The sequence below is a fragment of the Streptomyces sp. NPDC030245 genome (assembly GCF_055572995.1).
In genome coordinates, this window is sequence record NZ_JBVICF010000002.1 from 769,811 (window position 1) to 793,959 (window position 24,149).

Genomic DNA, 24,149 nt, shown 5'->3' on the forward strand with positions numbered 1-24,149 from the left:
GCGCGTGACGTCCGGGGGGCTCCCGCTGGTTTGGCGCGTGACGTCCGGGGGGCTCCCGCTGGTTTGGCGCGTGACGTCCGGGGGGCTCCCGCTGGTTTGGCGCGTGACGTCCGGGGGGCTCCCGCTGGTTCGGCGTGTGCGGGAGTGTCTCGGCTGGTCGCGCAGTTCCCCGCGCCCCTGAGCCGCACCGCAGTTCCGCCACCCGACAGCCTCCGAGCCGCACCGTGGTTCCCCCACCCGACAGCCTCTGAGCCGCACCACAGTCCCCCCACCCGGCAACCCCTGAGCCGCACCGTGGCTCCCCCACCCGACAGGCCCTGAGCCGCACCACGGGCCCCCACCCGACAACCCCTGAACCGCACCACAGTCCCCCCACCCGACAACCCCTGAACCGCACCACAGTCCCCCCACCCCCCACCACCACCCGACAACCCCCGAGGAGCCACCCATCCCATGCCCCCACCCCACCTCCCCCTCCCGCCCACCGACCGTGTCCTGTCGCCGCTCACCGGGTGGACCCGGGCGCACTGGGAGGTGCTCGCCGACCGGCAGTTGGAGGCTCTGGTGCCCTACGCGACGCCGGGGTTCGCGCAGTACCGACTGCCTGGGCGCAACAGTTGGTCGGGGGTCGTGTCGGACGGCCTGGAGGGGTACGCGCGGTCATTTCTGCTCGCCTCCTTCCGGATCGCGGGAGCGGGCGGCGAGGTGGATCCCCGTCTGGTAGAACGCTACGCGCGGGGTCTGACAACGGGCACCGACCGCGACAGCGGCGAGGCGTGGCCCGAGCTCACCGACTGCTCGCAGCAGATGGTGGAGGCCGCGTCCATCGCGATCGGGCTGCACGAGACCCGCCCCTGGATCTGGGACAAGCTCGACACCCGCGTCCAGGAGCGGGTGGTCGACTGGTTCTCCGGGTTCGTCGGCAGGAGGACCTGGGACAACAACTGGCGGCTCTTCCAGGTGGTGTCCGAGCAGTTCCTCGCCTCCGTCGGCGCCCCGTACAGCCGGTCGGACATCGACGGCGGCCTGGACCGCATCGAGGACTGGTACCGCGGTGAGGGCTGGTACAGCGACGGCGACGGGCGCAACTTCGACTACTACGTCGGCTGGGCGCTGCACCTGTACCCGCTGTTGTGGGCCCGGATGGCGGGCGGTGACGACGGCGGCCGCGCCGAGCTCTACCGCGAGCGCCTGGCGCGGTTCCTCACCACCTATCCGCACTTCTTCGGCGGCGACGGCGCACCCGTCCACCAGGGTCGCTCCCTCACGTACCGCTTCGCGGCCGCCGCGCCCGTGTGGCTGGGCGCCCTCGCCGACTGCACGCCGCTCGCGCCCGGCCTCACCCGGCGTCTCGCCTCCGGCACGGCGCGGCACTTCGTGGAGCGCGGCGTCCCCGACGAGCGGGGCCTGCTGCCGCTCGGCTGGTACGGGACGTTCCTGCCCGCGACACAGTCCTACTCGGGGCCCGCCTCGCCGTACTGGGCGAGCAAGGGCTTCCTGGGGCTGCTGCTGCCCGCCGACCATCCGGTGTGGACGGAGCGCGAAGTGCCGCTCCCCGTCGAGGAGTCCGACCAGTACACGGCGCTCCCGCAGCCCGGCTGGCTGCTGCACGGCACCCGGCACGACGGCATCGTCCGCCTGGTCAACCACGGCAGCGACCACAATCCCCCGGAGGGCCCGGCGCGGGACGACCCGCACTACGCCAAGTTCGGCTACTCGACGGCGACCGCCCCGGAGACCGCTCCCCGCGCGTGGGAACGTACCGTCGACGGCCACCTGGCGCTCATCGCCCCCGACGGCACGCCCACGCGCCGCCGCCGCATCCACCCGCTGAGCTGCGAGGGCCGCGTGGCCTCATCCCGTCACGACGCCCAATGGCCGGGCGTGGACGGCATCTTCCCCGTCGAGACGACCAGCGCCCTGCACGGCCCGTGGGAGATCCGCGTGCACCGGGTGCGGGCACCCGCCGGAGTCACCGTCCGCGAGGGCGGTTACGCGGTGGCGGACGGGACGCGTCCGCACGCCGAGCGCGGCCCCGGCTGGGCGCTCACCCGTACGACGACGGGGCTGACCAGCACGGTCGTCGCCCTCCACGGCTGGGACGAGGAGGCGGGCATCGCCCGCGAGGTGGCGGCCAACGCGTTCGGGCCGCACTCCGCGACACCGTTCCTCACCTCCGCCGCCCACCCTGGCGGTGACAGCGTCCATGTCACTCTGGTCGCCCTGTCGCAGGACACGGTCCACCCGCGGGCGCTGCGGGAGTCCATCGTCTGCGAGGTGGACGGCGACCGCGTCCGCGTCCGCTTTCCCGACGGGACCGTACTCGACCTCTGACCCCGGGGCCGGCCGCCGTCAGATGCCGCCCTCCTCCCGCCGGTGGATCTGCTCGACCAGCTCCGCCGCCATGCGCTTGATCGTGTCGAGCCCGGCCCTGCCCCAGCGGCGCGGCTCGACGTCCACCACGCAGACCGTGCCGAGCGCCATCCCCGTACGGTCGAGCAGGGGCGCGCCCAGGTAGGAGCGGATGCCGTGCTCCTCCACGACGGGGTTGCCCGCGAACCGCGGATAGTCGCGGACGTCCTCCAGGACGAGGGCCTTGCGGCGCACCACGACGTGCGGGCAGTACCCGTGATCGCGGGCCATATAGCGGCCCGCCGGGCCGGCCGGGCGCTCCGGAGTGTGCAGTCCCGCGAAGAACTGTCTGTTCTCGTCGATGAAGTTGACCATCGAGTAGGGCGCTGCGGTCAGCTCGGCGAGCCGGTCCGCGAAGACGTCGAAGGCCGGTTCGGGACGCTGTCCGATGCCGAGCCCTTGCAGCCGTCGTACCCGCGCCGGAGCCTCGGTGTCCACCGGGGTGAGCAGCAGCCGCCCTGTCGGGTCGTGTGTCACGTGTGCGCTCCGTGGCTGGCCGCCGGGGCGTGGTTGAGGAGGTGCTTGACGAGGATGAGGAGGGTCTGGATGCCGGAGCTGGAGATGCGCGCGTCGCAGCGCACGACCGGCACCTGCGGGTCGAGGTCGATCGCGGACCGCACCTCCTCGGGTTCGTAGCGGTGGGCGCCGTCGAATTCGTTGATCGCCACGATGAACCCCATGCCGCGCTGTTCGAAGAAGTCCACGGCGGCGAAGCAGTCCTCGAGGCGGCGGGTGTCGGCGAGGACCACCGCGCCGAGGGCTCCTTCGGAGAGTTCGTCCCACATGAACCAGAACCGTTCCTGTCCCGGCGTGCCGAAGAGGTACAGCACGTGCTGCGGGTCGAGCGTGATCCGCCCGAAGTCCATGGCGACGGTCGTCGTGGTCTTGTTCTCCACGCCGGACAGGTCGTCGGTGGCCTCGCTGACCGTGGTGAGCAGCTCCTCGGTGCTCAGCGGCGCGATCTCGCTGACCGCGCCCACGAAGGTGGTCTTGCCGACCCCGAAACCACCCGCCACCAGGATTTTCAGTGCGGTGGGGAAGGGGTCAGAGCTGTCGTCGTAATCCATCGAGCACTGCCTCCAACAGGGACCGGTCAGTCGGGTTGTGGTACAGGTCCGGGGCCTTCTGGGTGAGGGCCCCGCAGTCGAGGAGATCCGAGAGGATCACTTTGGCGACGACCGCGGGCAGCCTCAGCTGCGCCGCGATCTCGGCGACGGAGGTGGGCGCCTCGCACAGGCCGAGGGCCGTGGCGTGCTCGGGTCCGAGGTAGCCGAGCGGGAGGGCGCCGGTCGCCATCACCAGGGAGAGCAGGTCGAGTTGGCTGGTCGGTCTGGTCCGTCCGTTGCTGACGGTGTAGGGACGGACGAGCCGTCCCGCGGCGTCGTCGAGCCAGGGCCCGTCGTGCGGGGCCGCCATGGTCAGTGCCTCATCGGCGCGGGTTCGCCGGCCGGCTGCCGGGGGGCGGTGATCAGGTACGGCCGTACGCTCTTGACCAGCATCGCCATCTCGTAGCCGAGGACGGCCGCGTCGGCGTCACGGCCGGCGAGGACGGCCAGGCAGGTGCCCGAGCCCGCGGTGGAGACGAACAGGAGCGTGGAGTCCAGTTCCACGACGACCTGGCGGACGTCCCCGCCGTCGCCGAAGCGGACGCCCGCGCTGCGCCCGAGCGAGTAGAGCCCCGAGGCGAGGGCCGCCATGTGGTCGGCGCTGTCCGGGTCGAGGCCGTGCACCGACTTCACGAGCCCGTCGGAGGAGAGCAGGACGGCGCTGTGGGTGTGCGGCACGCGCTGCACGAGGCCGCTCATCAGCCAGTCGAGATCGGATACATGGCCGGTCGGCGCATCGCTCGCCATGGTGGATCGACTCCTTGAGGTACGGACGTACGTAGATCTGCGGGGGGGCGGGGCGAAGGGCCGTGGCCCGGCCCGGGGTGCTGGTCAGGCGCCGTGTCCCGGCCCCTCGTGCGGGGCGTCGGCCGGGCGCTCCCGCGGGGTGGGGTCACGCGCGTCCTGTGCCTGGGCGAGGCCGATGCCGCGCTGGAACGCGGCCATGAGGCCGGGGTCGTGGCCGACGAGCTGGTCGGGGTCGGGCCGCGGCGCCGGTGAGTCGCGCAGCTGGGGTGCGATGTGTTCCTGGGCGCGCCGTTTGGGGAGCCGGGGCCTTTCGACGCGGCCGCGCACGGCGCCGTTGCGCGGCGTGGGTGGTGCCGCCGCGTGCTCGGCGGCGGCCTGCCGGTCCTCGGGCCGGATGCCGGGCGTGGCGTCGGCGGGCGTCGGCCGGTCCTCGCGGGCGCCGCGCACGGGGAGGGGGGCCGGCCGGGTGCCGTTCGCGGCGCGCGGCCGGGGCGGCACGGGGACGGACCCGGGGGCCGGGGCGGGGGTGGGCGCGACGGTGGTGGCGGGGGTGGGCGCGGGGTGCGGCTCGGTGCGGGGTTCGGTCCGGGACTCGGGCACCGCGCCCGGCGCTTCGCCCGGTGGGCCCGCATGGCCTTGCGCGCCATCGTGTACGACTTCTCGTACGTGCCCGGCGGCGCCCAGCGACGCCGCTTCGGCGGCCGGTCGGCGCCGGGTGGCCTGCGCCGCCTGCTGCTCGGCGCCCAGCAGCTCCTGCGGCAGGATCAGTACGGCCTGGACACCGCCGTAGATGTTGGTCTGGAGCCGCACCGCGACGCCGTGCCTGCGGGCGAGCGCGGAGACGACGTAGAGCCCGATGCGGCCGTCCTGCAACAGGCTCGCGACGTTGACCTGGTCGGGGTCGGTGAGCAGCCGGTTCATCCTGGTCTGCTCGGCGACGGGCATGCCGAGGCCCCGGTCCTCGACCTCCACGGCGAGCCCGGCGGTCACGAGGTTGGCGCGGAGCAGGACTTGGGTGTGGGGCGCGGAGAACAGCGTGGCGTTCTCGACGAGTTCGGCGAGCAGGTGGATGACGTCGGCGACGGCGTGTCCGCGCAGGGTGCCGTCGATCGGCGGCACCAGCTTGACGCGCGAGTACTGCTCGACCTCCGCGATGGCCGAGCGCATCACCTCGGTCATGGAGACCGGGTTGCTCCACTGGCGGCGCGAGACGGCGCCGCCGAGCACGGCGAGGTTCTCCGCGTGCCGGCGGATGCGGGTCGCGAGGTGGTCGACGTGGAAGAGGCCCTTGAGCAGTTCGGGGTCCTCCACCTCGTTCTCCAGCTCGTCGAGGAGTGAGATCTCGCGGTGCACGAGGGACTGAAGGCGCCGGGCGAGGTTGACGAAGACCTCGACCTTCTGTTCGCTGCCGGCGTGGCTGGAGAGCTGGGCGGCCTGCACGACGGCGCCGACGGCCGCCTCGTGGGCGCGGTTCAGCTCGTCGGCGAGCAGGTCGAACTCGTCGCCGCCGGGCCGCGCTCGGCGCGGTGTGCCGGGGGCCGGGGTGCCGGGGGCTTGGGTGCCGGTGGGCGATACGCCGACGGTCGATGCGCCGAGGGTCGGGCCGCCGGTCGTCGGCGGCTGGTCGCCGCGGCGCAACTGCTCGACGATGCCGCGCAGTTCGGTCTGGCTGCGCGCCGTGGCGCGGCGCAGCGCGGTGACGCGGTCGCGCACGGACCTGGCGGCGCGCTCGGCGGCGACGGCGGCGAGGGCGATACCCACGAGGCCGACCAGCGCGGCGGCGGTGAGGACGGCGAGCAGGGCGGGACTCGGCCGGGAGCCGGTCGAGCGGAGGGTGAACAGCACGGCCGCGCAGGCGCTCAGGCCCACGGCGACGGCCGGCAGCACGGCGATCCGCAGGAGCTGCGGGCGTATGTGCGTCTCGGGCAGTGCGGCGGCGGTCCGGCTGCCGGGCCTGCCGTGCCGACCGCCCTCGCGGCGGTCTGCGCGGGCGGCCGGTGCGCGTAGGTGAGACATCTGCGTCCTCGGTACGTTGCGACGAGGGGGTCCGGCGGTCGGCCCGACTCCTCTTTGCGGCGTGGTTGCGGCATCGCCGTGCCGGCCGGCAGGTCGCGACGTCAGCCTGCGTCGTGATCCCTGCGTCGCCCGACGGCCACTCACGGTAGTCGGCAACGCATCACGTGCGGTGGGCAGTTGACAAAGTCAGCGGTGCAGCGTCCCGCTCTGGTATGACGCCTCGTACGGGGGTCCGATTACTGTCGTACACAGGCGCGAGGTGCGCAGCATCCTCGCCGAGGAGGTCGCGGACCGCTGCCGCGCCGCGGGTCTCACGCTCGAACACCCGGCCGAGACGGGCGACTTGGCGTGGGCCCAGGACGCCGGGGCGCCACCCGTGACGCGGTCCGCAGAAACCGCGCACGGGCGGCGTGAGCCCGGTGGTGCATCGCCGGCGGAGCCACAGCCACCGGCGGGGTCGCTATCCCACGGACGTCGTCTCGTGCTCCCCGCTGTCCGGCTCGGGGCCCGCGATCGCCCGGACGACCATGGTCGACGCCCCCGGCCAGCCGCCATCCGGCTCGACCGCGACGCCGCGCCACCACAGCTCGCCGGGCAGCTCCCCCGCTCCGGGCTCGAAGGGTTCGCCGGGACAGGGCAGCGCGATCGCGGCGTCCGCGCGGCGCGCGGCGGCGACCGTGCCCTCCCCCGGCGCCGACCAGGCGTGCGGGGCGAGGTTGAACGTCCCCCAGTGGATCGGCAGGAGCACCCCGCGCGGCTCACCGCCCTGGAGGTCCAGGTGCGCCCGCACGCCTTCCTCGGGCGTCATGTGGATGTCGGGCCAGAATTTGCTGTAGGCGCCGATCTGGATCATCGTGACGTCGAACGGGCCGTGCTCCGCGCCGATGTCCCGGAAGCCCTGGAAGTAGCCGGTGTCCCCGCTGTGGAAGACGCGGTGCTCGGGGCCCGCCACCGCCCAGGACGCCCACAGCGCGTGCTGCTGGTTGCGCAGGCCGCGGCCGCAGAAGTGCCGGGCGGGGGTGGCCGTGAGGGTCAGCCCTGCCACCTTCGCCGTCTCGTGCCAGTCCAGCTCACGGAGCCGGTCCGCCGGCACGCCCCACCGCTCCAGGTGGGCGCCGACGCCGAGCGGCACCGCGAACACCGTGTCCGTACCGGCCAGCGCCTTGATCGTGGGCATGTCCAGGTGGTCGTAGTGGTCGTGGGAGATGACGACCGCGTCGACGGGGCCGAGCGCGGCCAGCGGCACCGGGATGGGGTGCATCCGCTTGGGCCCGGCGAAGGGGAACGGCGAACACCGCTCGCTCCACACCGGGTCGAAGAGCACCCGCCGCCCGTCGATCTCGACCAGGACGCTGGAATGACCCATCCAGGTGACCCGCAGACCGCTGACCGGCGGCTTGGCGAGGTCGGCGAGGGTGGTGGCGTGCACGGGCACCGGGCCGGCCGGGCCTCGGCGTACGCGCTCTTCCTTCCGGAAATAGACCTTGGCCAGCTCCACGGTCGAGCCGGACGGCCGGGTCCGCGCTCCCACGGGGTTTTGGAAGGACCCCTCGGCCACGGAGAAGTTCGGCGACCTACGGATCCGGGCCAGCCGGGCACCCGCGGGGTCCGCTCCAAAGGCAGCGGACCGCAACGAGCGCAGTCCGGGGATCAGGGACCGTGACACGGGACCTCCTGTGGGGGGTGTATAGGCCTCCCCATTATGTCCACCCGCTCCTGGAGAGTGCGCGCGGAGTACTCCCCGAGGCCGCACGGGACGGCGGGGTGCCATAGGGATCTCTTACGGGTGCTGCTGACATTTTGCCTGTGCCGCCCAGCTCGACGAGACGTCGCCGCGAATTCCCCCAACTCGCTTTCCGGGCACGCCTTTTCCTGTTCCGTCGGGCGGAACTCACGTCATGAGAGGGCCAGCGGGATGACCACGATCGAGCACGGCCGATCCGGCGGTCGTGCGCACCTGGGTGGCCGCGTCCAGGAGTTGGCGTACGACGGCCGCTTCCCGTGTTTCGAGGCCGACCCCCTCCCTGCGGAGTCGTACGGGACCGTCCGCTCAGGAAGCGGCCTCGATGTGCAGCTTGAGGCTGTCGAGGTTGCGGAAGCCCTTCGCCTCCACGTGGTCCCCGGAGCTCTCGCCCCGCAGGCGCCGCCCGATCCACGGCACCAGGTACTCGCGCGCCCAGTGGATGTCGTCGCGCCGCACCTCGAGCGTGCCGCGCGGCGGCATCGGAGGCCAGGCCTGGTCGGGGTCCGCGGGCACGTCGAGACCGAGGACCTGACCGGCGCGCAGTGCCACACGCGTGTGGCCCTCGGCGGAGAGGTGCAGCCGGTCGCCGTCCCAGGCCCGGCGGTCCTGGACCGTCTTGAGGGACCACAGGTCGAGCACGGGGCAGCCGTACCGGTCGGCGATGGCACGGACGTGCATGTTGTACGTGGCGATCTTGCCGCGCAGGTGCTTGAGCACCGCGACACCACGGGTGTCGAAGCCGGTGGTCACCATGACCGTGCCGACCGCCGACGTGAGGTCGGCGACGGCCCGCTCGAACCGCTCGGCGACCTCGTCGGGGTCGGTGCCGGGCCGGATGATGTCGTTGCCCCCGGCGCAGAAGGTCACCAGGTCGGGGGCGAGCTCCTTGGCCCGCGGCAGCTGGTCCTCGACGATCTGGTCGAGGAGCTTCCCGCGCACGGCGAGGTTGGCGTACCGGAAGGTGTGTTCGGGTACCCGGTCGTCCAGCAGGACGGCGAGGCGGTCGGCCCAGCCGACGAAGGTGCCGTCGGGGCCCGGGTCGCCCACGCCTTCGGTGAAGCTGTCGCCGACCGCTGCGTAGGAGTTGAATACGCGGTTGTTGTTGGGGTGGTGGATGAAGGTTGTCGACTCTGCGCTCACGACGTCACATCCTTCACCTCTCTAAGTGACCTACGCCACCGTAGGGAGGGGTTGACGGTGGGTGAGATAAGCCACCGGTCAAGATTCACCCAACTCGGAATAAGTGCACGACCCACCTTTCGTCGCACGTCACGCCCGTCGTCGCGGCCTGTCGCGCCGGATTCCGCCGCTCATCACGCCCGTCGCAGCCGGAACACCGCCGCGTCCAGGTCCCCCTTGAGCCCTGTCCGCAGCCCGCGATGGAGCAGCACCGCGCCCCGGTACGTCTCCCCGGTGTCCGGGGAGAAGTAGGCCGCCCCCGGGTCGAGCCCGCGCAGCCGTACCGGCGGCGGCTCCTCCCCGTACGCCTGAGCCCGCAGCCAGGCGAAAAGGACGGACTCGTCGTCGAGCACGTACTGCACGGCGCTCAGCCCGTCCCCCGGGGGACGCAGCCGGTAGAGGTCGCCGAGCTGCACCACGGGCCTGATCTCCTTGTAGAGGGCCACCCAGTCGCGCGCCTCGGCGAGCTCGCCCTCGGTCCACCGCGTGAGGTCGCCGCCGATGCCGAGCACCCCCGCCATGGCGCTGACGAACCGGAAGCACAGCGAGCTGGCACGGCCGTTCAGCTGGTCGTTGGGGCTGTCGGTGACCCAGGCGGCCATCACGCGCGCGGGGTGCAGCTGGCTAAAGCCGTGCTGGATGGCCAGCCGGTCCAGCGGGTCGGTGTTGTCTGACGTCCACACCTGGTCGGTGCGGGAGAGGATGCCGAGGTCGATCCGCCCGCCGCCGCCCGAGCAGGACTCGAAGGCCACGGCGGGGTGCGCCGCGCGGAGCCGGTCAAGCAGGTCGTACAGGGCGTGCGTGTGCCCCGACCAGAGCTCTTGGGGGTAGGGGGCGCCGGGGCGGCCGACGTCGGTGAAGGAGCGGTTGAAGTCCCACTTCACGTAGTCGATGGGCGCGCTGGAGAGGAGTTCGTCGAGCCGCCGCCACAGGTGCGCGCGTACGTCCTCCCGGGTGAGGTCGAGGACGAGCTGGTTGCGGTACTCCGTGCGCGTACGGCCGCGTTGGTGCTGTACCCAGTCGGGGTGCGCGCGGTAGAGGTCGCTGTCGGGGTTGACCATCTCCGGTTCCACCCAGATGCCGAACCGCATGCCGAGCTCGTGCACCTCGTCGGCGAGCGGGCCGAGGCCGCCGGGGAAGCGGTCCGGGTTGGGGGTCCAGTCGCCGAGGCCCGCCCGGTCGCTGACCCGCTCGCCGAACCACGCGTCGTCGACGACGAAGAGCTCCACGCCGAGCGCGGCGGCCCGCCGGGCGAGCCTGCGCTGCTGCCCTTCGGAGATGTCGAAGCCGGTGGCTTCCCAGGAGTTGTAGAGGACGGGGCGGGGCGTGTCGGCGTCCGGGATCACGTGGGCGAGCTGATAGGCGTGCCAGGCACGGCTTGCGCCGCCGAAGCCGCCGTCGGTCCACAGACCCGCGAAGACGGGGGTGACGACGGCCGTGCCGGGCGCGAGGAGCTGCTGCCCCGAGTCGTCGTGCCCGCTGCCGCCGGTGATCTGCACGGCGCCGTCCGGGAGTTGGTGCACGGAGATACGCCACGAACCGGACCAGGCGAGCGCGCAGCTGTAGACGTCGCCGCTCTCCTCGGTGGCGTCGCCCTCGTCGAGTGCGACCCAGGGCAGGTGGTGGTGGCCGGTGTGGCCGCGCCGGCTGCCGATGACCTTCTCGCCGTACGTGAGGTCGGCGCGCGTCAGCCGCGACTCGGCCGCCCAGCGGCCGTGCAGCTGCGAGAGGCGCCAGTGGTCCCGGCGGGGCAGCGTCCAGGTCGCCGCGTCCTCGCGCAGCAGCTCCAGGTCCGGCGTGCCGAACCGCCCTTGGTGCACGAGGGCGGCCTGCCGCTCGATGACGTCCCCGCGCAGCCGGTACATGAGCGTGATCCGCAGCTGGTGCACGGAGTCGAAGAAGTGGAGCTGGAGCTCGTCCTCGTCGGCCGCCGCGTTCTCGTACCGCCACTCGGTGCCGCGCACACCGCCGCCGCGCACCGAGAGGGCCGGCGGCACGAAGCGCGGCCCGCCCTCCACCGGATACTCCTCGCGTCCGTCGAGCCGCGACTCGAAGGGCCGCTCGGGCGGCAGCGGCTCGGCGGCCAGCGCCTCCGCGTCGGCGAGGGCGATCCGCGGCCCCCAGTGCAGATGCAGCAGCTCGTCGTGTTCCGTCAGCCGCAGGGCGTAGCTGCTCCTGGGTCCGGAGAGCAGCCACATACGGCCATCGGCACCGGTCTCGATCATCAGGCCCCCGCCCGATCCATGGATTCCCACTGGGCACGCGCTCGTCCGCACATCGTGCCACCTCTCGCGCCGGCTCTCCCTCCGGTTGACATGCAGCCGCCGGACTGCCAACCATGGAGAGGCAGCTGTTCGGCTGCATGACTGGGGGTGACGGAAGGTGGACGCGGCGTTCAGGGCGCTGGGAGATCCGGTGCGGCGGCGGCTGCTCGACCGGCTGCGGGACCGCAACGGGCAGACGCTGCGTGAGCTGTGCGCGGGTCTGGACATGGCGCGCCAGTCCGTCAGCAAGCATCTGGCCGTGCTGGAGGACGCCCAGCTGGTGACCACGGTGCGGCAGGGGCGGGAGAAGCTGCACTACCTCAACGCCGCGCCGATCAACGCCATCGCCGAGCGGTGGATCAGCCGGTTCGACCGCGACCGGGTCAACGCCCTCGCGGACCTGAAGAGAGCATTGGAGCAGAGCCCCATGGACAGCACAGCCAACACGGCCAACACAGACAACACGGCCACCGCAGGCAACACGGCCAGCAAGACATTCGTGTACACGACGTACATCCGCACCACCCCGGAGCAGCTCTGGCAGGCGCTCACCGAGCCGGCCTTCACGCACCGGTACTGGGGCGTGAGCTTCGGCACCGACTGGACGCAGGGCTCCCCGATGACCTGGACGGAGACGGGGGCCACCACCGAGGACCCCGAGCAGGTCGTCCTGGTCCACGAACCGCACCGCCGCCTCGCGTACACGTGGCACACCTTCAGCCCGCAGTGGGCCGAGGCGAACGGCGTGGACGAGGAGCTGCGCGCGCGCCTCGCGAGCGAGCGCCGCTCGCGGGTCACCTTCGACCTGGAGCCCCACGGCGACCAGGTCAAGCTCACCGTCACGCACGAGTTCGACGCCGCCGGCACCCTGCACTCCATGTGCAGCCAGGGCTGGCCGCCGATCCTCTCCAGCCTCAAGTCCCTCCTGGAGACCGGCGAACCCCTCGGCTGAAGGGGTGATTGCCCCAGGAACGCATGTCGTATCGTCAAAGGCGCACCCACCGGCGAGCCGCGCCGGCCGAAGAGTCCGAGGAGAGCCCGTGACGCAGCAGGTCCCGCCGACAGATCTGTCAGAGGTGTCAGCGCTGGCAGAGCCCCAGCTCGCCGGAGTGCGCAACTTCCGTGACGTGGGCGGGCTCCCGACGGTGGACGGGCGCCGCGTCCGGCAGGGCCGCCTCTTCCGGAGCGGTCACCTCGCGCACGCCACCGCGGACGACGCCGCGTTCCTCTCCTCGCTGGGCCTGCACACGATCTTCGATTTCCGCAACGCCGCCGACCAGCGCCTCGAAGGCCCCGACGTCGCGCTGCCGGGCGTGCGCAACGTGAACCTGCCGCTGACCGACCCGGCCGACGGCGCAGAGTTCTGGAAGATGGTGCGCGACGGCGACCTCGACCAGCTGCGCTCGATCCTCTCGGACGGCCGGGGCGCGGCCCGGATGGCGACGGCGTACCGCACGATCATCAAGGAGCGCACCGCCGAGCACAGCAAGGTGCTGCACGCGCTCGCCGAGGACAGCGTCCCGGCGCTGATGCACTGCGCGGCGGGCAAGGACCGCGCGGGCCTGTCCATTGCCGTCACCCTCCTCGCCGTCGGTGTGGAGCGCGACGCGATCGAGGCGGACTACCTCGAGTCGAGCGTGAAGCACCGCCGCTACAAGGTGCACCGCTCGGACAGCTCCGCGAACGCGATGTCGCCCGAGGTCATGGAGCTCCTCGACCCGCTCTTCGACGCCCGCGCCGAGTACCTGGCGGCGGCGTACGAGACGATCGAGGAGACCTGGGGCGACGTCGAGACCTATCTCTCCGTGGGGCTCGGGGTGAGCGCGGAGACCCGGGAGCGCCTTCGCGAGCGCCTGCTCGACTGAGCGGACGCCCGCCGCCGCGCCCCTACTGGTTCTTCGCGCCCAGCTCGAACAGCAGGTAGATGAAGGCCGCGAAGATGTGGCCCACCGCCACATAGATGATCAGGCGGACCCAGAGCGCCCGAGGGAACTTCTCCTCCATGGTGCTGGGTGAGGGCCGCTTCGGCCGGTCCGCTCCCTGCTGTTCCGGTTCCGTCATGTCGGGTCTCCCTGAGTGGGGCCACCGAGGCACAGCGCGGTGGCGGGGCTCTGCAACAGCGTGTGGACGAAGAGGAGATCGGCGCCGCCGCGGTCGGCGGCGGCGATCCGGTGCGGGGTCAGCGAGTCGAAGTGCGCGCTGTCCCCCGGGCCGAGCGTGTGCGCGGTGTCGCCGAGGCGCAGCCGCAGCCGCCCCTTCAGGACGTACAGCCACTCCTCGCCGGGGTGCACGCGCACGATGTCGCCCTGCGCGCCGTGCGGCACGTGCACGCGCAGTGCCTGCATGCCCCGGCCCGAGGCGCCCGCCTGCCAGTAGGTCCAGCCGCCGGCGGCGGTCGGTTCCATGTCCGCCGCGCGGACGACCGCGTCCCGGTCGGCGACCGTCTCGCCGAGCAGCTCGGAGACCGTCGTACCGTAGACACGTGCGAGCGTGAGCAGCATCGGCAGCGACGGCTGGCGCTGCCCGGTCTCCAGACGGGACAGATGGGCGGGCGAGAGCCCGGCGGTGCGGGCGGCGGCCTCCAGGGTGAGGGAGGCGCGGCGGCGCAGTTCGCGCAGCTGGGGCGCGACGGCGGGCAGCGCCTCGACCGGCCGGGCGGGCTCGACGGGCTCCCCGGACTCGCCGGGCTCGACAGGGCTCATGTCCCCGATTGAGCCAGACCCTTGCCTCTCGGGCAACTTTCTTGCCCGAGAGGCAAAAGCGCCCCTGCGGACGCCAGGCTCAACGGTTGGCGACCGCCTGCTTCACCAGTGTCCTGCCGAAGTCCCACATCAGCCCGCCGCCGCTGTGCGCCTCGTCCATCACCGCCGTGAAGGCCGCCACGAACCGGTCGACCTCCCGCTCCCCCACGATCAGTGGCGGAATCAGCTTGATCACCTCCAGGTGGTCCCCGGAGACCTGGGTGAGGATGCGGTGCTTCTGAAGCAGGGGTACGACGACCATCTGCGCGAAGAGCCCCTTGCGGGCGGCCTGCAACATCGCCCAACGCCCGCGCAGCTTCAGCGACTTGGGACGCCCGAACTCGATGCCGACCATCAGTCCGCGGCCCCGCACCTCGCTCAGCAGCTCATAGCGGTCGACGAGGGCGGCGAGCCGGGACCTCAGCAGCTCCCCCGTGACCCGGGCGTTCTCGACGACCTTCTCGTCCTCCATGACCGCAAGGACGGCGAGCCCGGCCGCCATGGCCTGCGCGTTCGAGCCGAAGCTCGCCGAGTGCACGAGGACCCGGTCCATCGACGAGTAGACCTTCTTGAAGATCCAGTCCTTGCCGAGCGTCGCGCCGACCGGCACATAGCCGCCCGACAGCGCCTTGGCCACGCAGACGAGGTCGGGCTCGACGCCCTCCTCGTGCTGGTACGCGTAGAACTCGCCGGTCCTGCCGAGGCCCGTCTGCACCTCGTCGGCGATCAGCAGCGCCTTGTGCCGGTGCAGCAACTCCTGTGCGGCGCGCAGATATCCGGGCGGGCTCTCGTGCACGCCCTTGCCCTGGATGGGCTCGACGATCAGCCCGGCGACGTCGCCCTTCGCCAACTCCCGGCGCAGCGCGTCCAGATCGCCGAGCGGGACCGCGGTGTCCGGCAGCAGCGGCGCGAAGCCGTCCCGGAAGCCGTCCTCGCCGTTGACGGAGAGGGAACCGGTGGTCAGCCCGTGGAAGGCGTGCGCGCAGTAGAGGACCCGCGGTCTGCCGGTCGCGTAGCGGGCGAACTTCAGCGCCGTCTCGACGGCCTCCGTGCCGCTGTTGCCGAAGAACACCCGGTCCAGGTGCGGGCTGTGCGCGAGCAGCCGCTCGGCGAGCAGGCCGGGCAGCGGCTGGCAGTCGAACCGGGTGAGGTCGGCGAGGGAGGCGTCGAGGACGTCGTGCAGCGCCTTGCGAACGACCGGGTGGTGGCGGCCGAGGCCCATCACGCCGAAGCCCGCGAGCATGTCGAGGTAGTCGTTGCCCTCCGCGTCCCAGAAGTACGCGCCCTCGGCCCGTTCGTAGACCTTGTCGAAGCCGATGGTGTGCAGCATGCGCGGCAGTTGGTGGTTGAGGTGCCGGGCGTGCAGGTCGTACCGCTCGGCGCCCCGCTCGGCGAGGAGCCTGCCGAGGTCGAACTCCTTGGTCATACGCTGTGCTCCTTGCCGGGACCGTACGTGTGCGCGCCCTCCTTGGCCGCAAGCGTGGCGCTGATCCGGCCCGCGATCTCGACCGGCGTGAGACCGAGGTCGGCGAGGACCTCGCCCCGCTTGGCGTGCGCGAGGAACTGCTCGGGGATGCCGAACCGCCGTACCGGTACGTCCACTTCGGCGTCGCCGAGCGCCAGCGCGACCGCCGCGCCGACCCCGGCGGCGCGGCTGTTGTCCTCGACGACCGCGACGACGCGGTGGCCTGCCGCGAGGCCGGGCAGCTCCGGGTCGACCGGCTTGACCCAGCGCGGGTCGACGACGGTGCAGCGCAGCCCGCGCTCCCCGAGCAGTTCGGCGGCCTGGAGACAGACCGGTGCCATCACCCCGACCGCGACGAGCAGCACGTCCGGATCCGGCTCCCGGAACAGCACGTCCATGCCGCCGACGCGGTCCACGGCGGGGATCTCGGGCCCCACCGACTCCTTGGGGAACCGGACGAGGGTCGGCGCGTCGTCCACGGCGACCGCTTCCCGCAGCTGCGCCCGCAGTTGCCCGGCGTCGCGCGGCGCGGCGATCCGCAGCCCCGGCACGACCTGGAGGACCGACATGTCCCACATGCCGTTGTGGGAGGCGCCGTCGACACCCGTGACGCCCGCGCGGTCCAGCACGAAGGTGACGCCGCAGCGGTGCAGCGCCACGTCCATCAGCAACTGGTCGAAGGCGCGGTTGAGGAAGGTGGCGTAGACCGCGACGACCGGATGCAGGCCGCCCGTGGCGAGGCCCGCGGCCGACACCGCGGCGTGCTGCTCGGCGATGCCGACGTCCCACACCCGGTCGGGGTAGGCCGCCGCGAACTGCGTCAGGCCGACCGGGCCCAGCATCGCCGCGGTGATGGCGACGACGTCGTCGCGCTCGGCGCCGAGGCGGACGATCTCGTCCCCGAACACGGAGGTCCAGGAGGGGCCGCCTGCGGGGGCGAGCGGCTCGCAGGTGAGCGGGTCCATGACGCCCACGGTGTGGAAGCGGTCCGCCTCGTCGGCGAGCGCCGGTTCGAAACCGCGGCCCTTCTCGGTCAGACAGTGGACGATCACGGGGCCGTGGAAGCGCTTCGCGCGGCGCAGCGCCGACTCGACGGCGCCGATGTCGTGCCCGTCGATCGGCCCGACGTACTTGAGCCCCAGGTCCTCGAACATCCCCTGCGGCGCGAAGGCGTCCTTGAAGCCCTTCTTGGCGCCGTGCAGCGACTCGTACAGCGGCTGTCCGACGACAGGCGTGCGCTGGAGCATGTCCTTGCCCCAGGCGAGGAACCGCTCGTAGCTGTCCGTCGTACGGAGGGTGGCGAGGTGGTCGGCGAGGCCGCCGATGGTCGGGGCGTACGAGCGCTCGTTGTCGTTCACGACGATGATCAGCGGGCGGTTCTTCGCGGCCGCGATGTTGTTCAGCGCCTCCCAGGCCATGCCGCCGGTGAGCGCCCCGTCCCCGATGACGGCGACGACGTGCCCCCGCTCACCGAGGACCTGGCGCGCCTTGGCGAGGCCGTCGGCCCAGCCGAGCGCGGTCGACGCGTGGCTGTTCTCCACGATGTCGTGCTCGGACTCCTCGCGCGAGGGGTAGCCGGAGAGGCCGCCCTTGCCGCGCAGCTTGGAGAAGTCCTGCCGCCCGGTGAGCAGCTTGTGCACATAGCTCTGGTGGCCGGTGTCCCACACGAGCCGGTCGACCGGCGACTCGAAGACCCGGTGGAGGGCGATGGAGAGCTCCACCACCCCGAGATTGGGTCCTAGATGACCCCCTGTCCTGGCGACCGCGTGGACCAGGAACTCCCTGATCTCCCCCGCCAGTTCGTCGAGCTCGGCCCCGGAGAGCTTGTTCAGGTCCCGCGGCCCCCGGATGGTGTCGAGAATGGTCATGCTCGAGCCCCCTCTCTGGTTGCCCCTTGGAGGCCCGGGAAACGGGCCTCCAAGGGTCGCGACGTCACCCGCGGTTGCCGGAGACCGTCTCACGGGCGGCACGGATGGACTCCTTGAGGGAGCCCATGGTGGCGAGGACAGCGGTCGGTTCGTAGCCGCAGTGCGCCATGCAGTTGGCGCAGCGCGGGTCCTTGCCGCGGCCGTACTTCTCCCAGTCGGTCTCCTCGATGAGCTGCCGGTACGTGGGGACGTAACCGTCGCTCATCAGATAGCAGGGGCGCTGCCAGCCGAACAGCGAGTAGTTCGGGATCGCCCACGCGGTGCACGGGAAGTCCGCCTTGCCCTCCAGGAAGTCCAGGAAGAGCGGCGAGTGGTTCAGCCGCCAGCGCAGCCGGTTGCCGCCGGCGAAGGCCTTCTTGAAGAGCTCGCGGGTCTGCTCGACACCGAGGAAGTGCTCCTGGTCGGGCGCCTTCTCGTAGGCGTAGGCGGGCGACAGCATCATCTCGTCGACCTTCAGGTCGTCGTTGAGGAAATTCAGGACCTCGATGATGGTCTGCGGGGTGTCCGTGTTGAAGAAGGTGGAATTGGTGGTGACGCGGAAACCGCGCTTCTTGGCCTCCTTGATGGCCGCCACCGCCTCGTCGAACACGCCCTCCTTCGCGACGGACTCGTCGTGGCGCTCCCGCATGCCGTCGATGTGCACGGCGAACGCGAAGTACGGCGACGGCGTGAACTTCTCGATCTTCTTGCGCAACAGCATGGCGTTGGTGCAGAGGAAGACGTACTTCTTCCGTGCCACCAACTGCCGGACGATCTCGTCGATCTGAGGGTGCATCAAGGGTTCGCCGCCGGCGATGGAGACCATCGGCGCACCCGACTCGAGCACGGCGCCCACGGCCTGGGCCACCGGCATGCGCTGCTTGAGAACCCCGGCCGGGTGCTGGATCTTCCCGCACCCCTCGCACTTCAGGTTGCAGGCGAAGAGCGGTTCCAATTCGACGATCAGCGGAAACTTGTCGCGCTTGCGCAGCTTCTGTTCAAAGAGATACGTAGCTACCTTGATGGACTGACGAAGCGGCATGGCCATCTGGCTCACCTCCGGGGGAGCAGCGAAGAACGGTGCCATTCAAAGAAAGCGGGGAGCACGGCACGGAGAACGCGGAAAGCTGATATTCCACCGCGCACCGTGCCGATGCGGACGAGTTCGTGCTGTGGGGCATCGACGACCACCCGGACGGCGGCAACGGGCCGCCGTCCGGCGCGTACGGCGCTGTGCAGGGTGGCGGCGGACTCCATGTCCACGGCGATCGCGCCGGTGGCCAGGAGGGCGCCGCGCTCGGGCCCGCGGACCACGTGGTCGGAACCGGTGAGCGGCCCGGTGTGCACGGCGCGGCCCGGCACGGCCCGCTCCAGCTCCTCGACCAGCAGACCGGTTCCCGTACAGGGCGTGCTGCCGCGCGCGTCCCTGGTCTCCGCGGCGACGACGAGGTCGCCGGGGTGCATGCCGGGGGCGAGTCCGGCACAGAAGCCGGTGGCCAGCACGGCCGCGCCGCGCAGGGTCTCCTCTCCGAGCGCACCGCTGACGGCACGCTCGGCGTTCTTGGGGCCCATGCCGGTGCGCAGCACGGTCATGGTGCCCGGTGCGCCGCTGCGGTCGCCGGTGCGCAGGGCGAGGCGTTCGATGCCGAGCGCGCAGGCGATCAGCAGCGCCGCGGGTCCCGGCCGCGGAGCCGGGGTCCCGTCCATCAGCCGGCCTTGCCGGAGCGGGCGTCGGAGCCGTCGGCGAAGGGCTCTCCGTGGACGTACCTGCCGAGGGCGGTGAGCGGGAACACCTGCCGGTACAGGTGGTAGTTGATGGAGAAGTCCCAGGGGAAGCCGGTGCCGGTGAAGTACGGCTCGTCCCAGGAGCCGTCCTCGCGCTGCGTCGCGGCGAGCCAGGCGACGCCCCGCTCCACGGACTTGGCCTCGCGCTCACCGGCCGAGAGCAGGGCGAGCAGCGCCCAGGCGGTCTGTGACGCGGTCGAGGTGCCGCGCCCGACCCAGCCGCGGTCGCGGTAGGAGCGCAGGTCCTCGCCCCAGCCGCCGTCGTCGTTCTGCACCGACTCCAGCCAGCGCACGGCCCGGCGGATCGCTGGGTGCGAGGCTGGCAGGCCCGCGGTGACCAGCGCGGGCACCACCGACCCGGTGCCGTAGAGGTAGTTGACGCCCCAGCGGCCGAACCAGCCGCCCTCGGGCTCCTGTTCGGCGAGCAGCCACTCGATGCCGCGCCGGGTGCGCGGGTCGTGCGTCCTGCCCTCGACGGCGAGCATCTCCACGACGTGTGCGGTGACGTCGGCGGAGGGCGGGTCGATGACCTCGCCGAAGTCGCAGAACGGCAGCCGGTTGGGGAAGGGGCTGGTGTTGTCGACGTCGAAGGCGCCCCAGGCGCCGTTCCTCGACTGCATGCCGAGGTTCCAGCGCACCCCGCGCTCGATGGCGTTCTCCACGCGCGCCCGGTCCGGGTGCGCGACCCGGCGCAGCGCGAGGGCGACCTCGGCGGTGTCGTCGATGTCGGGGTAGTTGTCGTTGTGGAACTCGAACGCCCAGCCGCCCGGGGCCAGTTCGGGCCTGCGCACCGACCAGTCCCCCGGCCGTACGATCTGCTCGCTGAGCATCCAGTCGGCGGCCTTCACCAACTGCGGGTGGTCCGCGGGCAGTCCGGCGTCCGCGAGCGCGATGGTGGCCAGGCAGGTGTCCCACACAGGCGACTGGCAGGCCTCGATCATCCGCGCGCCGTCCTCGCGCCACACGGCGAACCGGTCGAGCGAGGCGAGCCCGGCCTTCAGGACGGGGTGCTCCAGGTCGTAGCCGAGCAGGTGCAGCGCGATGACGGAGTAGACGGCGGGCGGCTGGATCCCGCCCCAGCAGCCGTCGTTCTCCTGGCGCTCGATGATCCAGCGGGCGGCGCTGTTCATCGCGGCCCTGCGCAGCCGGCGGGGCGCGACCTTGTGGTAGACGTGCAGCGCCTTGTCGAGCCGCTGGAAGACGCCGTCCCAACTCGCCACCGGCGCGAGGGGTCTGGCGGGGTTCGGGTCGCGCGGGTCGGTGTGCAGCTCGTCCAGGGCGAAGGGCGCGGGCCGCACCGGCCGCTTGGCGGAGACGATGGTGAGCGGCACTATGGTCTGCCGCGCCCAGCAGCCGAAGTCGTAGATGTTGAGCGGCACCCACTTGGGGAAGTAGATGAGCTCCGGCGGGAGTTCGGGCAGGTCGTCCCAGCTCCACCAGCCGAACAGGGCGAGCCAGATCCGGGTGAAGACGCGGGCCCGGGCGATGCCGCCCTGTTCGCGGACCCACGTGGCGGCCTTCGCCATGTGCGGCTCGTCGGGCCGGTCGCCGGCCAGGCGCAGCGCGACGTACGCCTCGATGGTGGTGGAGAGTTCGCCGGGCCCGCCGAAGAAGGTGGCCCAGGTGCCGTCGTCGCGCTGCTCGCCGCGGATGAAGAGCGCGGCGGCGCGCGTGGTGTCCTCGTCCCTGATGCCGAGGAACTGCCGCAGGAGGAGGTCCTCGGCGTCCATGGTCACATTGGTCTCGAGGTCGCCCTTCCACCAGCCTTCGGCGTCCTGGCGGGAGAGCAGCAAGTCCGTGGAGCGCTGTACGGCGCGCTCGGCGGCCGCGCGGGTGCCTGTCGGCGCGGCGATCGTCTCGACGGCATCGACCGGGGTGTCGATCCGGTCGGCCTGCATGGGCTCGTTGGCGGGCTGGGTGGGCTGGCTGGCCGAGGCTGCGCGGGGCGTGGCCGCTCCGGTGCTTCCGTCGGTCGTCGCTGTCATGGCTTCCCCTTCGTGCAGTGCGGTGGCTACGTCTGCTGTGGGTCCGCCGTCGGCCGGCGCGGGGCGCCGGCCGGCGACTGCCTGGGAGCCCGGGGGTCACCCTCCGGGCAACTCGGATATCCGCGCGATAGTGATCATCTCTCTCGTACGACGACGAAGTCGGCGAGCGCGACGAGCTGCGCCCGCACCCGGTCCGGCATCTGGACGTGGTCCAGCGCCTCGATGGCGATGGCGTGCTGGCGCCGGGCCTCCTTGGCGGTCCACTCGCGGCCGCCCGCCTCCTCGATCAGGGCGGCGCGCGCGGCGAACTCGTCCTCGGAGAAGCTCTCGAAGTCGCTGCTCTTGGAGTCGGCGGTGAGCAGCTCGCCGAGCCGCTCGGAGGCCGGGCCGCCCGCGGCGAGCGCGGCGACCACGGGCAGCGACTTCTTGCGCTGCCGCAGATCGCTCCACGTCTGCTTGCCGGTGGCCTCCGGGTCGCCCCAGATGCCGAGCAGGTCGTCCACGGCCTGGAAGGCGAGGCCGAGGTGGTAGCCGTACTTCTCCAGGGTGTCGGCGGTGTGGTCGTCCGCGCCGCCGAGGACGGCACCGATGGAGACCGCGCAGGCGAGCAGGGCGCCGGTCTTCTTGCCCTCCATCTCCAGGCACTCCTCGACGGTGACCCGGTCGCGGTGCTCGTAGCTGATGTCCTGTGCCTGGCCGTCGATCAGCGCGCGGGTCGCGGTGATCAGGCGGCGGGTGGCGCGGCCCGCCTCGACGGTGCCGAGCTCCAGGAGGATTTCGTTGCCGAGCGCGAAGAGGGCGTCGCCGACGAGGATGGCCTGCGCGGGGCCGTGCACCTTCCACACGGTGTCGCGGTGCCTGCGCTGCTCGTCGCCGTCCATCAGGTCGTCGTGCAGCAGCGAGAAGTTGTGCACGAGCTCGACGGCGACCGCGCCGGGGACGCCGACCTCGGGCGGGGCGCCCGCGGCCTCGGCGGAGAGCAGGGCCAGCGCGGGACGCACGGCCTTGCCGCCGTCACCGTCGGACGGGTTGCCCTCGGCGTCGATCCAGCCGAAGTGGTAGGCGGCGACGGTGTCCATGGGCGGCGCGAGGCGGTCCACCGCGGCCCGCAGCACCGGGGTGGCCAGCGTCCTTCCTCGTTCGAGCAGTGAGGTCACGTCCACCGTGTCGGCAGCCGTTTTCTCGGCCGAGGGCACAGTCGGCACAGTTTCTCCTCTTGTTCCGGTGCTGTTTCTCTGGGGACCTGACCCCAGCAGGTCGAGCTTCACGCCACCGCCTCCTCGAACGCGAAGAGGTGATCACGGGGGCGGTCGAGGGTGGAGAGGGCCGCTTCGGCCGCGCTGATGCCGCTGCGTACGGCGCCCTCCATGGTCGCGGGCCAGCCGGTCGCGGTCCACGCGCCCGCGAGGTAGAGGCCGCGGGCCTTGGTGCGGGCACCGGGGCGGAGTCTGCCGACGCCGGGCGTGGGGGCGAACGTCGCGGTCCGCTCGCGGGTGACGAAGAAGTCCCGCACCTCGGCGCCGTGTGCCGCGGGCAGCAGCCGCTCCAGCTCGGGGAGGTAGCGCTCGCGCAGCGCGGCGACGGGCGCGTCGATCTCGTCCTGGGCGGCCGACTGGGAGACCGCCAGGTACTGGCCCTCGGTGAGCCCGGAGGCCTCGGTCCGGTCGAAGACCCACTGGACGGGCGAGCCGATGGCGGCGAAGAACGGCCGCTTCAGCACCTTCCGGTCGTAGACGACATGCAGGTTGAGGATGGGCGCGGTGTCGATGTCGAGCAGCCGGTCGGGCTGGTCGAGCGCGCCGTCCGGGAGGAGGTCGTGCGTCTCGTGCTGGGGCACGGCGAGTACGACGGAGTCGGCCTCCAGGGTCTCGCCGGGCACCTCCACGCGCCAACCGCCTTTCTCCGTGCGGGAGATGGCGGTGACGCGGGCCTTCAGTTCGGTGCGGACGCCGGCGGCGTCGAGCGCCTTGCGGGCCAGCGTGTCGTGCAGGTCGCCGAGGGGGGCCCGGGCCCAGCCGATGTCGGCGGCGCCCGGCTCCGAGAGCAGCCCGGTCTTGAAGACCATCGCGGCGAGCCCGAGGGAGGCGTCGCCCGCGACGGCGTTGAGCGTCGCGACGCCCACCAGGTCCCAGAGCGCCTCGATGGCGCGCGCCGACTGGCCGTGCCTGGCCAGCCAGCTGCCGAAGTCCTGCGCGTCGAGCGCGGGGTCGGCCGGGTCGAGCGCCTTGAGGGCGAGCGCCGCGCGCCCCACCTTGGCGCGCTCGGCGACCGACAGATGGGGATACGTGGCGAGGCTCGCCGCCAGGTGCAGGGGCACGGGCAGCGCGGTGCGCCGCAGCCGGCCGAGCCGGTTGCGGTCGGCGTCGAGGACCGGCACGTCGAGACGTTCCTGCAGGGGCGCGAGGTGCGCGCCCTCAATGCGGTCCAGGAACCACCGGTAGGCGGTGCAGCAGCGCAGATAGACGTGCTGGCCGTTGTCGACGGTCAGCGCGCCGCGCCGGAAGGAGAACGCGAGCCCGCCGAGGCGCGGCCGCCCTTCGAGCAGCGTCACGCGCAGCCCCGCGTCGGCGAGCGCGAGCGCGGCGGTGATGCCGGCGAGGCCGCCGCCGACCACCACTGCGGCCGCCCCAGCGGGACGGCCTCCGGCGTGCTCGATCAGCCCCTCGGGCTGCATGTCTTCCCTCTTCATGCACCCACCCCTTCGGCCGTTGCAGTCTGGGACGCGACCATGGAGCGGAGGGTTGCCCGCCGCTTTGCGAACGTTGTCCCAGCTGTCCCACGATCACTCCGGACGCACA

At 72.2% G+C, this 24,149-nt stretch carries 20 protein-coding genes; 3 read left to right on the forward strand and 17 right to left on the reverse strand.

The genetic code is table 11. From position 1 onward, the window contains the following. Positions 1 to 453: 453 nt before the first annotated feature. The gene (locus ACZ4Z4_RS07860) at positions 454 to 2,334 is read left to right on the forward strand and encodes a DUF2264 domain-containing protein (RefSeq protein WP_468323720.1); all 1,881 of its coding nucleotides are present in this window, start codon (positions 454 to 456) and stop codon (positions 2,332 to 2,334) included. Positions 2,335 to 2,352: 18 nt separating this feature from the next. Here the strand turns inward: ACZ4Z4_RS07860 and ACZ4Z4_RS07865 are convergent, their stop codons facing one another. The 8 genes from ACZ4Z4_RS07865 to ACZ4Z4_RS07900 form a co-directional block, all read right to left on the reverse strand. Next, positions 2,353 to 2,889 carry a GAF domain-containing protein gene (locus ACZ4Z4_RS07865; RefSeq protein ID WP_468323723.1) on the reverse strand — a complete coding sequence of 179 codons (537 nt, stop codon included), beginning with the start codon at positions 2,887 to 2,889 and terminating at the stop codon, positions 2,353 to 2,355. Then, positions 2,886 to 3,479: a GTP-binding protein gene (locus ACZ4Z4_RS07870; RefSeq protein WP_362998458.1), complete on the reverse strand. Its 594-nt coding sequence runs from the start codon at positions 3,477 to 3,479 to the stop codon at positions 2,886 to 2,888. The genes ACZ4Z4_RS07865 and ACZ4Z4_RS07870 overlap by 4 nt, the downstream gene beginning before the upstream one ends. Continuing rightward, complete coding sequence (locus tag ACZ4Z4_RS07875) at positions 3,457 to 3,828, reverse strand: DUF742 domain-containing protein (RefSeq protein WP_362998460.1); 372 nt, start codon at positions 3,826 to 3,828, stop codon at positions 3,457 to 3,459. The genes ACZ4Z4_RS07870 and ACZ4Z4_RS07875 overlap by 23 nt, the downstream gene beginning before the upstream one ends. A gap of 2 nt (positions 3,829 to 3,830) precedes the next feature. Beyond that, positions 3,831 to 4,265 carry a roadblock/LC7 domain-containing protein gene (locus ACZ4Z4_RS07880; RefSeq protein WP_362326572.1) on the reverse strand — a complete coding sequence of 145 codons (435 nt, stop codon included), beginning with the start codon at positions 4,263 to 4,265 and terminating at the stop codon, positions 3,831 to 3,833. An 84-nt stretch (positions 4,266 to 4,349) separates the two neighbouring features. Continuing rightward, positions 4,350 to 6,281 carry a sensor histidine kinase gene (locus ACZ4Z4_RS07885; protein WP_468323726.1) on the reverse strand — a complete coding sequence of 644 codons (1,932 nt, stop codon included), beginning with the start codon at positions 6,279 to 6,281 and terminating at the stop codon, positions 4,350 to 4,352. A gap of 460 nt (positions 6,282 to 6,741) precedes the next feature. Beyond that, positions 6,742 to 7,947, reverse strand: coding sequence for an MBL fold metallo-hydrolase (locus tag ACZ4Z4_RS07890; protein WP_468323728.1), 1,206 nt, complete (start codon positions 7,945 to 7,947; stop codon positions 6,742 to 6,744). A 384-nt stretch (positions 7,948 to 8,331) separates the two neighbouring features. Further along, on the reverse strand, positions 8,332 to 9,165 hold the full coding sequence (locus tag ACZ4Z4_RS07895) for an SGNH/GDSL hydrolase family protein (protein WP_468323730.1): 834 nt from the start codon (positions 9,163 to 9,165) through the stop codon (positions 8,332 to 8,334). A gap of 173 nt (positions 9,166 to 9,338) precedes the next feature. After that, positions 9,339 to 11,429, reverse strand: a complete 2,091-nt coding sequence (locus ACZ4Z4_RS07900; RefSeq protein ID WP_468323733.1) for an alpha-galactosidase — start codon at positions 11,427 to 11,429, stop codon at positions 9,339 to 9,341. Positions 11,430 to 11,586: 157 nt separating this feature from the next. On the opposite strand from ACZ4Z4_RS07900, the gene ACZ4Z4_RS07905 reads away from it, so the two are divergent. Both ACZ4Z4_RS07905 and ACZ4Z4_RS07910 read left to right on the forward strand, forming a co-directional pair. Beyond that, entirely contained in the window at positions 11,587 to 12,420 is an 834-nt protein-coding gene (locus ACZ4Z4_RS07905) for an ArsR/SmtB family transcription factor (RefSeq protein WP_468323735.1), read from the forward strand. An 88-nt stretch (positions 12,421 to 12,508) separates the two neighbouring features. Beyond that, positions 12,509 to 13,333 carry a tyrosine-protein phosphatase gene (locus ACZ4Z4_RS07910; RefSeq protein WP_468323737.1) on the forward strand — a complete coding sequence of 275 codons (825 nt, stop codon included), beginning with the start codon at positions 12,509 to 12,511 and terminating at the stop codon, positions 13,331 to 13,333. 22 nt (positions 13,334 to 13,355) lie between these two features. On the opposite strand, the gene ACZ4Z4_RS07915 is transcribed toward ACZ4Z4_RS07910, so the two are convergent. The 9 genes from ACZ4Z4_RS07915 to hpnE form a co-directional block, all read right to left on the reverse strand. Further along, positions 13,356 to 13,472, reverse strand: a complete 117-nt coding sequence (locus tag ACZ4Z4_RS07915) for a DUF6126 family protein (protein WP_361169991.1) — start codon at positions 13,470 to 13,472, stop codon at positions 13,356 to 13,358. Positions 13,473 to 13,525: 53 nt separating this feature from the next. Next, the gene (locus ACZ4Z4_RS07920; protein ID WP_468323740.1) at positions 13,526 to 14,170 is read right to left on the reverse strand and encodes a helix-turn-helix domain-containing protein; all 645 of its coding nucleotides are present in this window, start codon (positions 14,168 to 14,170) and stop codon (positions 13,526 to 13,528) included. 79 nt (positions 14,171 to 14,249) lie between these two features. Continuing rightward, positions 14,250 to 15,635: an aspartate aminotransferase family protein gene (locus ACZ4Z4_RS07925; protein ID WP_468323743.1), complete on the reverse strand. Its 1,386-nt coding sequence runs from the start codon at positions 15,633 to 15,635 to the stop codon at positions 14,250 to 14,252. Continuing rightward, positions 15,632 to 17,542: a 1-deoxy-D-xylulose-5-phosphate synthase gene (dxs, locus tag ACZ4Z4_RS07930; protein WP_468323746.1), complete on the reverse strand. Its 1,911-nt coding sequence runs from the start codon at positions 17,540 to 17,542 to the stop codon at positions 15,632 to 15,634. Before dxs ends, ACZ4Z4_RS07925 begins: the two co-directional genes overlap by 4 nt. Positions 17,543 to 17,606: 64 nt before the next feature. After that, positions 17,607 to 18,629 (reverse strand): adenosyl-hopene transferase HpnH, encoded by a 1,023-nt coding sequence (hpnH, locus tag ACZ4Z4_RS07935; RefSeq protein ID WP_468323749.1) that lies wholly within the window; start codon positions 18,627 to 18,629, stop codon positions 17,607 to 17,609. Between the two features lie 5 nt (positions 18,630 to 18,634). Beyond that, positions 18,635 to 19,288 (reverse strand): phosphorylase family protein, encoded by a 654-nt coding sequence (locus ACZ4Z4_RS07940; protein WP_468323752.1) that lies wholly within the window; start codon positions 19,286 to 19,288, stop codon positions 18,635 to 18,637. Beyond that, positions 19,288 to 21,351 carry a squalene--hopene cyclase gene (shc, locus tag ACZ4Z4_RS07945; protein ID WP_468323755.1) on the reverse strand — a complete coding sequence of 688 codons (2,064 nt, stop codon included), beginning with the start codon at positions 21,349 to 21,351 and terminating at the stop codon, positions 19,288 to 19,290. Before shc ends, ACZ4Z4_RS07940 begins: the two co-directional genes overlap by 1 nt. Before the next feature lie 134 nt (positions 21,352 to 21,485). Then, a complete protein-coding gene (locus ACZ4Z4_RS07950; RefSeq protein WP_468323757.1) occupies positions 21,486 to 22,619 on the reverse strand; it encodes a polyprenyl synthetase family protein in 1,134 nt (377 codons plus the stop codon). Continuing rightward, positions 22,616 to 24,025 carry a hydroxysqualene dehydroxylase HpnE gene (hpnE, locus tag ACZ4Z4_RS07955; protein WP_468324182.1) on the reverse strand — a complete coding sequence of 470 codons (1,410 nt, stop codon included), beginning with the start codon at positions 24,023 to 24,025 and terminating at the stop codon, positions 22,616 to 22,618. Before hpnE ends, ACZ4Z4_RS07950 begins: the two co-directional genes overlap by 4 nt. Positions 24,026 to 24,149: the final 124 nt, after the last annotated feature.